Consider the following 11998-nt stretch of genomic DNA (forward strand, 5'->3'; position numbering starts at 1 on the left):
GGTTTATTGTTGAATAAATTCATAAGTTCCAGATGAAAAATCTGGAGTGATTTCAATATTAACCTGATAATTACCATCAGTTGGAATGTTTCTAATGTTAGAGCCACCTCCGTTTGTAATATTTCCAGATAATTCTGTAGGGGATTCTGAACCAAAATCATTATCCCAAGGGGAGATAAATTTCATATCAAAATTACCACTTAAGCCAACTGTAGTTGTGAATTTATAAGGGTGTGAGTAGGTCATTAAAAACTCATTTCTTTCTTCCCATTTTTGATTAATTTCATCCCAATGAAATAAGAAAATATTATAGTAATTCCACTGCAATTTTGCATTTGCAAAATCAATTGCAAATTTGTAGGCTTGATCTCTTTCAACGTTAATAACATCGCTGCCAGCTAATAAATTAGGACTTTCACTAACATTAATACCATCGGGTTCTGTTGTTGCGCCTATGTTTTCAGAAGTGGTAAAACTATCTCCAGAACCATCAACAGCTGTATTAAGTGTTATTTGGTCACCAGCTTGTAAGGCAATGTAGGTACTGCTTCTAAAAATGTCTCCATCTTTAGTGAGTTCACCAACAAGTGTATTGTTGATAAATAGATAGAGTGTATTTGGTGTTGCAATTGGTTCTGCGGCATTAGGGTCATCTTCAATAGTGTAATTATATGCGTTTGCAGATAAATCTAAGGTTACTAATTTTGTTCCTAATTGTTCTGAAGGAATATCTTCAAAATTTACGCCTTGTGCTCCAGCATCCGACTCCATTATAAGGTTGTTGGCAGTACCAACGATTCGTTTTAGTAAATAGCCCCAATAGTCGCCATCATTTACATCTGCTCTAAAAAGAAAGCCTCCTGTGCTAACAAGTTGTATGGATGCTTGCCACACGCCACCACCAATATATTGTAGCGGTTCATCGCTTCCCCAGCCACCAATAATGGGGCTACCCTTCATATTCCATCGTTCAATTTTGAGTAGGGTGTATGTGTTGCTATCTAAATCAATTCTTATTCTGTATTGTCCATCTTCAGTTACGGATATTGGATCACCAGATTTAACTATTTGTCCATCTGCTGAACCACCATAAATTAAAGCTGGTAAGGATTGCTCACTGTAAAACTGAAACGTACCACCGGCTGTTAAACTGGTATAAACTTCATGTATGTTTGATGGGTTACCTTCAGAGTCATTCAAGCGTCTTAAAAGAATTGCTTCAGATAAATTATTTTCATTTTCAGTAGCCGTTCCTGATAGAAATAATCGGTTTGGAATGAGTTCATTTTCAAAACGTTTAATAGTAATATTGTTTGAATCTTGAGATGTTTTATTGATACTATTTGCAATTACTGCCCATGTTAATTCTACATCGTTGTTTGCAGGATAACCAGCAAATGATAAAGCCTCGTCTATAGCTTGGTAAGAAATAGAAGTAGATAGGGCTTTTCCGCTATTTGAAGGAGTTAACTCCAAGATAGGTGTGTCGAAATTGTTAGAACCCAAGGTGTCTACTACTACTTTATAGGTTACTATAAAATCGGCAGAAGATGTTGCTGCTTCCCAACTAAATGTAATAATATCACTTGGTGTAGTCTCATCTAATATTACTAAATCGTCACTTGGTAGTGTAATGGATGGATTGGTTAATTCCCATTGTCCTTCAGGTTGTAAATTGTCTTCGGTTACGCATGCTACTGTTGCTATACTAGCAAAAAGCAAAAACAAAAGATTTTTAAATAACGTTTTCATAATCAATTTTTTTATTAAGGCTGTAAAGCTGGATTTCTATCTAATTCTTGCTGCGGAATTGGTAGGAATATTTTATCTGCTGTCATGTTATAATTAACAGGTGTATTTGTTCTTAAATCAATTTCAACAAGGTTATTCATGGTAGAAACTATTTCACCAAAGCGCACTAAATCATCCCACCGTTGTGCTTCTTGAAATAATTCCAAACGGCGTTCTTTTAGAATGATTTGTTTCAGAACTGCTTTTGAGCTTTTTTGGTCATCTGTTAAGTCTGGTAGTTCAGCTCTATTTCTTATTCTATTAACTTCGGTTACTGCTTCTTCTAGTTGATTGAGTTCATTTAGAGCTTCAGCTTTAAGTAGTACAATATCACCGTATCGTATTAAATACGTGTTATCTGCACTTGCAAAACCACTCGCATTTTTCCATTTGTAACTAAAAGGTATGGTGCTTCCGGCAGAATTACCCCAATATTCGTCTACCCATTGAACTGACTCAAATAAAATTGAGGCATTTTTTCTAACTATATCTCCAGCATCATCAAAAGCTTTAATTAAGTCTTGAGACGGCGTTACAAATTTTCTCCAAGTATCTCCAGATATTGATGGAGGTAGTAAAAGTTGAGGTCCAAAGTTTCCTTCAACACCTCCCAAATATTGTACTTCGATTATAGACTCGGCATTATTAGGATTGTTCCCATCAAAGAGTTGGCTATATGCTATTAATCGGTAATTGGCATCGCTATTTTCTACTTCTATAATATGGTCAAGTACAGCCTGATAATCTGGTGATGGCTGTTGTGCATAAGCCTTGGCTGCCAATGCATGTGCAGCACCTGAAGTAGCTCTAGCTTTATTTGTACTAGCATCATTTCCATAAGTGTCTGGTAAAAGTGTTGCAGCCAATTCTAAATCACTAGTAATTTGAGCATAAATATCTGCTACTGGAGATTTAGGAATGTTTACACTTTCAGGCGTGGTAGATTTAATTGTACTTGTAATTAAAGGAACGTCTCCCCATAATTTGGCTAAAGAGAAATAATGATAAGACCTTAAAAAATAAGCTTCACCCTTAATTTGATTTCTTCTTTCTTCCGTTAAGGTTGGATCTGAAACATCATCCACACGTTCCAATACAACATTAGCTTTTGATATGGCATTGTATAAGTTAGACCAATGTGTAAAAAGTCTAGAATGCGTTGGTGTAATGTTTAAAAAGTCTATAGCAAAAATTTCAGGGTTATCACCACCAGCGTAATTATTATCAGCACGCATGTCGCTAAATAATATATTATCCCAAACATAGTATTCTGAAGATTGAAACGATTCATAAGCTCCTACTAGAGCAGCTTCGATTTGGGTAGTTGTATCGTAAGCATTTGCGCTAGTTTCCTCGGAAATTGGTGTTAAATCTAAAAAGCTTTCGCAGTTTGTAAATAGAACAAGGCTTAAAATTAATAATGTAGATTTTAATATTTTCATTGTTATATTTTTTTACTTAAAATGTTACGCTTAAACCAAAAATGGTTGTTCTCGCTTGTGGATATGTACCAAAATCGATACCTCTTACTGTGTTACTGCCACCAAAGGCATTTACTTCAGGGTCAAAGCCTGAATAATTTGTAAATGTTAATAGGTTTTCGCCAGTAACATATAATCGCAATGCACTTATATTTATTTTTTCTAAAGCGCTTTTAGAGAATGAATAGCCAAGTGTAACAGCTTTAACTCTTAAATAAGATGCGTCTTCTATAAATCTAGTAGATACTCTAGAGTTATCAGAATTACCAAATACAGCTCTAGGTATGGTGGTAATGTCCCCTGGTTGTCTCCATCTATTAAGTACAGAAGTAGATTGATTTTTTGGATCAATAAGACCTTCCGTTTCTATTCGCGTTGCATTCAACATATCGTTGCCATAAGACCCTTGTAAGTATATCATCAGATTGAAGTTTTTATACCTAAAGTTATTAGTAGCAGAGTAGGTGAAATCTGGATTGGCATCGCCAATTATTACTCTGTCATCAGCAGTTGGAGAAAATGTAGAAACGCCATTTTTATCAATATAAAATGCACTACCCGTTTCTGGATCTACACCACCGTAAATGTATCCAAATAGTATACCTAAAGGTTCCCCTTCTCGTATTAATGCAGCTTCTCCACGGCCGCCAGCAATACCACCCTCAAAAACATCAGAATCTACAAGGCTTGTTATTTCGTTTCTATTGAATGAAATATTGAAGTTAGAATTCCAATTAAAGTTTTCGTTATTAATATTTTCACTATTAATTGCGAATTCAATTCCCTTATTTTCTAATTCACCAATGTTTTGAATAGCACTTGTAAAACCTGTTGCGTTTGGAAGTGGTGCGTTATATAACAAATCTTTTGTTCTTTTGATGTAAGCATCTGCGGTTAGGTTGATTTTACTATTGAATAGAGAAACATCAATACCAATATTAGTTTGGTTAGATTCCTCCCATTTTAATTCTAAATTCTCAATGGAGGATGGAAATGTTCCTGGTTGAATTGTGCCGCCAATTGGATAATTTGCACCAGAACCTACACGACCAAAAAAGGCATAGTTTTGAATTTGGTCATTACCAACAATACCCCAGCCAGCACGAAGCTTCATGTCGCTTAATACTTCTGAATTTTTTAGAAAAGATTCTTTTGAAACTCTCCAACCAAGAGAAAATGACGGGAAGTATCCCCAACGTTTATCAGGGCCAAAAACACTAGAGCCATCTGCTCTAAAGTTTGCAGTAACTAAGTATTTATCATCATAGCTGTAGTTTAAACGCCCTAAAAATGATGAGTTAGCCTTTTCAGCTTTATCTGCCGTTGCATTAAATATTTCTGAGCCACCGTTTGGAGTAGTCACTGTAGCACTTGCAAAATTCCGTGTTTCAATAGCACTATTCTCAAACTTATTTTTTTGGTTAACAGAACCAATTAAGGCTTCAATTTTATGTTTTTTTATCTCGTTGTTATACGATAAGGTGTTCTCAAAAATATAATACGAACTTTTGTTGGTGGTATTTATAGCTCGACCACCCAAAGCAGAACCAAATCCTGTTCTAAATGGATCTAGGAATGAATCAAACACGCCATTGCTATTATCAACACCAAAGTTTGTTTTGAATTTAAAGTTTTTTAATAGTTTTACTTCAAAGTATATATTTCCCAGAAATCTTTGACTATTAAACTCCCTGTCTAAACCATCAGTTGAGGCTAATGGATTTTCCCAGTTTTGAAATGGATTACTTGTAAATGAACCATCTTCATTAAAAATTCCAATAACCGATGGTGTGGTAAGTGCACCAAGTAAAACACCTCCTTGGTTAACAGCGTTGTTATCGTTAACATCTACATCACGATATTGCGTGTAAGCAATTCTTGTACCTACTTTCAGCCATTCATTAACTTCTTGGTCAAAATTTATCTTAAAATTATAGCGCTCAAGCTCTGAACTTTTTACAATACCTTCTTGATTTATGTAGCCTGCAGATACGTAATAATTGCTGCTATTGTTTCTCCCAGACATCGCAAGTTGGTAGTTGTGAGATAGTCCATTCTGAAAAATTTCTTGTTGCCAATCTGTATTATTATTAAACCGTTCCCAGTCTGTCGTTTGCCCAAGCTCTGTCATTAAATCTCTATACTGCTCGCCATTTAAAACAGGTAAAGTATTCCATGCTTGCGATATGCCTAGATATGTATCAAATGTAAATTTAGCTTTTTCGGTAGTACCACGTTTTGTGGTAATTAAAACTACACCATTAGCTCCTTGAGCTCCGTATATAGCTGCTGAAGACGCATCCTTTAGTACAGAAATAGCATCTATATCTGCAGGGTTTATAGAACGTGTATCTGTTGTAGGAACACCGTCAACAACATATAAAGGTTCGCTACCAGAAGTTATTGAGTTTGTACCTCGAATTCTTATATTGAGTCCAGCTGATGGTTTACCAGAATTAGCTAAAACTTCTACCCCAGTGGCCTGTCCTTGCAGAAGTGAGCCAATTTGAGCATTTGATCGCTGTTCCAGTACTTCAGATTTTATTTGTGCAACCGAACCAGTGATATCACGCTTTTGTTGGGCGCCATAACCAACAACTACAATCTCTTCTAAAGCTTCTGCGCTTTCCTCTAAAATAACATTAATAGTTGTTCTGCTATTTATGTTTTCTTCAATAGTTGTCATTCCTACATAACTGAAGACTAAAGTTGACTTCGAATTTATTTCTGTTGTTAATTGGTAAAAGCCATCAAAATCAGTAGAAGTTCCGTAGGTAGTGTTTTTCACCAAAACAGTAACACCTGGAATGGGTTGACCATTTGTATCAGTAACTTGCCCCTTAATTGTTTTTTCTTGTGACAAGCAAATTAATGGTACAAGAAAAATGAGAAAAATTATTTTCTTAGCTGTAATCATTATTTATTTAGTTTGTGGTTTAAACGAATTACTACTTGGGTATAGCAATAATTCATCGTGGAACAAAATTACAGTGTCAGAGTTGTTAAAAATGGATTAGGTATTAAAAAAGTGGATTTTTTAAGTTGTTTAATTGTTTTAATGTATTGAAAATAAAATACTTAAATTTTATTTGCAACTTTTAAAAAGTAGCTGTTTTGTGAGTCTTAAGAGTGTAAAACTAAGTTTAAAGAGGCTGAATTCTTATTTTTTGTGCGCAATTTATATGTTTAGTTATGATATTTTCTTCACATCATCCTCAAAAGTATCTCTGTATTTTGCGCTATTTTTAACTTTTACCCTATAATTATAAATAGTGTTAACTGAATAGCGTAGAATTTTTGAAATCTTCGTGCTATTTGTTATTCCCAATCTGATTAAAGCAAATATTCTTAGTTCTGTATTTAGGCTTTGTTCTTCTTTTAATATTATTTGCTCATCATCTTTAAGAAGGTTATTAACTTCATTAACAAAGTTAGGGTATATGTGTAAGAAAGATTTATCGAAATTTTCGTAGAATAGATTAAGTTCGTTGTCAATAAGTTGTTTTGATTTGGTGAGTTCTAATAATGCTTTTGTTTTATTTGAAACAATATACTTTCTCACCATTTTTCTGTAGGTGTCAAGTTTATTGATGTAATCTGAATAAAGGTTTAAAAAGGTGCCAATATATTGTTCCTTTATTCTATCGGTATCAGATAGTTCGTTGTAAAGTCTGTTTAAATCAGAATTAGTTAAACTTAACTGTTCATTTAAGTTGTGTAGTTGTGCATTTGCATCTTTGAGTTGCTTTCTAGCAGCAGACAATTTTTTTATCTGTCTGTATATATATATTATGGTTAACAATAGAAATAATACCAGTATGCTGATGAATATTAAAAGCTTTTTTAGTTCTTTTTGTTGCTCTAAATTTCTTTCTTCATAAGCCTTCGATATTACAGATAGTTTATTGGATATATTTACAAAGCGTAATCTAGAGTTATATAATTCTGCATCTTCTACAGAGAAGACTATATAGTTATGAGCTCTTTCAATATCTCCTTCCTTAAAAAAAATCATTGCTAACTCTGTAAGCGAAGCATTATCTTTGATTGATAGTTTTATGTCTGATATAGCAGAACGAATTAAAAATTCTTTTTGTTTTGGAATGTTGTTGTCAAGTTCAAAAAGTAATGCTCTTTCAAAAGCTACTAAGGAGTATAACGGCGACTCTGGTTCCAAATAATTTAAGCGTTTATTATTAATTTCAAGAGCTTTTTTTATTTCGCGCTTGTCTCTAAGTTTCTTTTCTTTAAGTGCTAGTGATTCATCCGAATTTTTCTTTAATTGTTGAAGTAAAGTGTCTTGATAGACATTGTATAACCTAGAATACTCCTCTTTGTTGCTCCTAACAGACGCATAAAAATTCAAGCCAGAATAAACTTCTTTAAGGCAATAAAAGTATAAGCTATGCAGGATTTCTGGAAGGTTTTGTCTTTCAATTTCATTTAAAACATCTATGGCTTCTTTATATCTACCAGATGATACAAGTAATTTGGCTAATTTAAGTTGAACTTTGTTTTTTAAAACAGAGTCATTTAGTTTATTTGCAATCTCAATATTTTTTTCGATTGATGTAAGTGCTTTGTCAAAACTATATTTTTCATATTCAACTATAATTTCGTTGTATATAAAATACTTGTTTTCATCTGTGGCTTTATCATTATTAAGTAGTTTTTGTAAGTTTTTAATTCTTATTTCTTTTGCTGCGTCGTAAACACTTCTTTGTTCCATATTATGCTCAAGGGCAATTAATAAAGAATCAAGTTGTGTTTGAGTAAAGCTTTTTGTAAAACAAAGCATACTTAGAAAAAAGAATAGATGAGGTTTCAAAAGCATTTTTTTAGTAAAAACAAATTTAAATATTTTCAGTAATTCATATACATATGTTTAAATTAGTTGGATTTCTTTTATTAACCATATATATGTCAATTTACAAATAATAATATATTTAAATAAGAATTAAATTTTGACATTTTAATACTATAAATTTAAAACTAAATCCAGTATAGTACAGGATAGGTCTCATGCTTATATGTTTTAAGTTTAGCCACTATACATTTATCATATTATATTAAGGTTAGAATGATATATTTAATGAATTTGAAACCGATACATCTTGCTTATCTATTTCTTCTAAGTTTTAATTTCTTTTCAGCCCAAAACCCTATTGTGCCTAACCAAGGCTTAAACGATCCACACATTCATATTTTTAATGATACGGCATACGTTTACGCATCACACGATAAATCTAAAGAAAACAAAAAGTTTATCATGGAAGATTGGTGGGTTTGGTCATCACCAGATTTAGTCAATTGGAAAAAACGTAGCGTATTAAATCCAAAAGATACATATATTGGAAAAGACTTTACAAGATGTTGGGCAACAGATGCCGCTTATAAAAACGGGAAATATTATTGGTATTTTTCTGAAGGTAACGAGCAAACCGGCGTTGTAGTAGGCGATACTCCAGTTGGTCCTTGGAAAGACGTTTTAGGAAAACCACTTTTAAATTCAGATTTAACACCAACTCACGAATATGATATGGCCGTTTTTGAAGATAACGGAGAACATTATATCATCTTTGGTGTTTGGGACTATTACATAGCTAAACTAAATGATGATATGATAAGTTTAGCCGAAACTCCTAAAAAAATTGAGATTACAGGTGTAAGAGGTCCTTACAATACCGATGGAAGTAACAAGGAAATGCCATCGGATGATAAACCATTTCTTCATAAATACAATGGCAAATACTATTTGTCTTGGGGCTGTTTTTATGCCATGTCTGATAATTTGTATGGCCCTTATGATTATAAAGATTCTGTAATAAAAGAAGAAAGTTTTGCTGAGGGTTACAATGCGCCCACATGGCCAAATGGGTTTTTACAAGGGCGCCATGGTAGTTTTTTTGAATGGCATAACCAATGGTATTATGTATATTGTGATATCAGTCAAACAGGAAATCGCTATTTTAGAGACAGTTTTATAAGTTATGTGCATTACAAAGCAAATGGAGAAATGGCAACTATAAGAGTTGATGGAGTAGGTGTTGGAAATTATAATGCTAACAATACTATTGAAGCCGAAGATTATTTTAAATCTGAGGGGACTGTTAAAATAGAAAATACCATAGGCGGTTTTTCAATACAACCACAACATGATGGTAGTTATACCGTATACCCGAATGTAAAAGGGTTGAATGATAAAAATAGTATAGAGCTACAAGTGATAGCTCGTGAAGCTGCACAAATAGAAGTTAGAGCCGATAGCCCTAATGGTAAATTATTATTTACTTGTAATGTGCCTAAAAATGATATTTATACGCTTCAAAAGAGAGCATTCGATATTGAAAATATAGAAAACATACAATCCATTTGTTTTGTGTATAAAGGAATAAAAGATAAATCGTTCACACTAAATAGATTTCAATTTAAAAATTAAACAACTACTAAAAACTCTAAAATGAAGAAATTATTTTCGTTATGCTTATTAATCAGTATTGCTGTTACGTCTTGTGGGGAGACTGTTTCAAAAGATTATAAAGACGCCTCTTTATCCATTGATGAGCGCGTAGAAGCATTATTACCAAAATTATCCCTTGAAGAAAAAGTGGCTCAAATGCGAATTTTTCATGCTAATATCGGAACAAAACCAGACGCTAATGGCAACTTAAAACTGTCAGATAAAGTTATTGAAAAATTAAAACTTGGTATTGCAGGGATTAAAAACCCGGGCGAGCATATTGATGCTGTAGCTGCTGCAAAGCTAAATAACGAGCTTCAAAAATATATTATAGAAAATAACCGTTGGGGTATTCCAGCATTGTTTGTTACAGAATCATACAACGGTGTAGATGCAGAGGGTTGTACGCGATTCGGTCGCCCAATGACATCGGCAGCATCGTTTAACCCAGAATTAGTGCAACGCCAATGGGATGTTGTAGGAAGAGAAGCCCGTTTACGTGGGATGCACATGTGTCATTCACCAGAAGCTGATGTGGTGCGCGACCCGCGTTTTGGGCGTATGAGTGAGGCCTTTGGAGAGGATACATATCTAACAACTCAAATGGTAACAAGTGCTGTAAAAGGTGTACAAGGAAATTATGAAGGTTTAGGAAATGGTACCCATATTGGTGCTGTAGCAAAACACTTTGCAGGATACGGACAAGTATTAGGTGGTTCTAACTTTGCAGCTATTGAGATTTCTGAAAGAACATTAATAGACGAAATTTACCCACCATTTGAAGCGGCTGTAAAAGAAGCTAGAACTTTAGGTATAATGGCATCACACGGTGATTTAAATGGAGTGGCGAGTCATGGTAATCCAGAATTACTAACTGGTGTATTACGCGACCAATGGGGTTTTGAAGGTTATGTGGTATCAGATTCCAATGATATTGCCCGCTTACATTATTTTATGAATGTTGCCGAAACTCCAGAAGATGCAGCGCAAATGGGTTTAGAAGCAGGAATCGATATCGATTTATATGCTGAAGATTCTTATGCATATTTACCAGAAATGGTAAAGAAAAACCCAGAACTTGAAAAATTAATTGATAGATCTGTACGCCGTGTTTTAAGAACAAAATTCATTTTAGGGCTTTTTGATAATCCTTATATCAACATTGAAGATGTAGAGAAAGGTAACAGAGCAGCGTCTTCTTTAGCATTAGCAAAAGAATCAGATTTAGAGTCTATTATTTTATTAAAAAATGAAGATAAAGCGTTGCCATTATCAAAAGACAAACCTTTAAAAGTAGCTTTGTTAGGTCCGCTGTTAAAGGAAAATACAAAAGCCATGTTTGAATCTGTTGCAGGTTCAAATGTAAAATTCATAGCGGAAAAAGGATTCAATTTAACAAACCAAAAAGGAGGTGCTCCAGAACTTTTAGACAGAGACCCAAAAGCTATTGCAAGTTTGGTGAATAAAGCAAGGTCTGCAGACGTTTCAATCTTATTTTTAGGAGGTGATGAGTATACTGCAAAAGAAGCTTATTTTAGTAATAGTACCTTAGGTGATAGAGCAACTATAGATCCTGTTGGCCCTCAAGACGAACTTGTAGAAAAAATTAAGGCGTTAGGTAAACCAGTAATTGTGGTTTTAAAGCATAGAAGAACCTTATCCATTAATGTTATAGCAGAACAAGCTGATGCTATTTTAGATACTTGGGACTTAAGTGAATTTGGTGATGAATCTACAGCCAGAATCGTTTTTGGTGAAGTATCGCCATCAGGTAAATCACCTGTAACTATTCCAAGGTCTATTGGGCAAATACCATTTCATTACAGCATGAAAGAGATTAACTATAAGAAAGAATATTTATTCATTGGTCAAGGACCTTTATTTCCATTTGGTCATGGCTTAAGTTATGGCGATTTTGAATATTCAGACATTTCAATATCTAACGCAGAAATTACACCAGATACAGAGCTAGAGGTTAGTGTTAAAGTGACTAATAATGGTAGTATGAAAGCTAAAGAAGTGGTACAACTGTATATCAAAGACGAAATAGGCTCGGTAACAAGACCAGACAAAGAACTAAAAGGTTTTGAGAAAATAGAATTAGGTGCTGGGGAAAGTAAAACAGTGTCTTTTAAAATAACACCAAAAATGTTGGAATTTACAGGTATTTCGATGGAGAAAGTTTTGGAAGCTGGTGATTATACAGTAATGGTAGGAACATCTTCAAAAGAATATTTAGAAACTACATTCAAACTAAAAAAATAAG

The 11998-nt window shown here is 33.8% G+C and carries 6 protein-coding genes; 2 read left to right on the forward strand and 4 right to left on the reverse strand.

Features of this window, described 5'->3' with window-relative positions:
* Positions 1 to 3: 3 nt before the first annotated feature.
* The 4 genes from EYD45_RS09240 to EYD45_RS09255 all read right to left on the reverse strand — a co-directional run bounded on the left by EYD45_RS09240 (position 4) and on the right by EYD45_RS09255 (position 8001).
* Complete coding sequence (locus EYD45_RS09240) at positions 4 to 1752, reverse strand: SusE domain-containing protein (protein ID WP_130964258.1); 1749 nt, start codon at positions 1750 to 1752, stop codon at positions 4 to 6.
* A gap of 14 nt (positions 1753 to 1766) precedes the next feature.
* The gene (locus EYD45_RS09245; protein ID WP_130964259.1) at positions 1767 to 3233 is read right to left on the reverse strand and encodes a RagB/SusD family nutrient uptake outer membrane protein; all 1467 of its coding nucleotides are present in this window, start codon (positions 3231 to 3233) and stop codon (positions 1767 to 1769) included.
* 16 nt (positions 3234 to 3249) lie between these two features.
* A complete protein-coding gene (locus EYD45_RS09250; RefSeq protein WP_130964260.1) occupies positions 3250 to 6189 on the reverse strand; it encodes a SusC/RagA family TonB-linked outer membrane protein in 2940 nt (979 codons plus the stop codon).
* A gap of 273 nt (positions 6190 to 6462) precedes the next feature.
* Positions 6463 to 8001, reverse strand: coding sequence for a DUF6377 domain-containing protein (locus EYD45_RS09255; protein WP_130964261.1), 1539 nt, complete (start codon positions 7999 to 8001; stop codon positions 6463 to 6465).
* A 363-nt stretch (positions 8002 to 8364) separates the two neighbouring features.
* Between EYD45_RS09255 and EYD45_RS09260 the strand changes: the two genes are divergently transcribed.
* Both EYD45_RS09260 and EYD45_RS09265 read left to right on the forward strand, forming a co-directional pair.
* Entirely contained in the window at positions 8365 to 9711 is a 1347-nt protein-coding gene (locus EYD45_RS09260) for a family 43 glycosylhydrolase (RefSeq protein WP_130964262.1), read from the forward strand.
* Positions 9712 to 9732: 21 nt separating this feature from the next.
* Positions 9733 to 11997, forward strand: coding sequence for a glycoside hydrolase family 3 N-terminal domain-containing protein (locus EYD45_RS09265; protein ID WP_130964263.1), 2265 nt, complete (start codon positions 9733 to 9735; stop codon positions 11995 to 11997).
* Position 11998 lies beyond the last annotated feature (1 nt).

Origin of the sequence: Hyunsoonleella flava (assembly GCF_004310325.1) — a bacterium.
Lineage (GTDB): Bacteria > Bacteroidota > Bacteroidia > Flavobacteriales > Flavobacteriaceae > Jejuia > Jejuia flava.

Coding starts and splice junctions, on each gene's coding strand:
- EYD45_RS09240 (WP_130964258.1), bottom strand. CDS start 1,752: ATGAAAACGTTATTTAAAAATCTTTTGTTTTTGCTTTTTGCTAGTATA.
- EYD45_RS09245 (WP_130964259.1), bottom strand. CDS start 3,233: ATGAAAATATTAAAATCTACATTATTAATTTTAAGCCTTGTTCTATTT.
- EYD45_RS09250 (WP_130964260.1), bottom strand. CDS start 6,189: ATGATTACAGCTAAGAAAATAATTTTTCTCATTTTTCTTGTACCATTA.
- EYD45_RS09255 (WP_130964261.1), bottom strand. CDS start 8,001: ATGGAACAAAGAAGTGTTTACGACGCAGCAAAAGAAATAAGAATTAAA.
- EYD45_RS09260 (WP_130964262.1), top strand. CDS start 8,365: ATGAATTTGAAACCGATACATCTTGCTTATCTATTTCTTCTAAGTTTT.
- EYD45_RS09265 (WP_130964263.1), top strand. CDS start 9,733: ATGAAGAAATTATTTTCGTTATGCTTATTAATCAGTATTGCTGTTACG.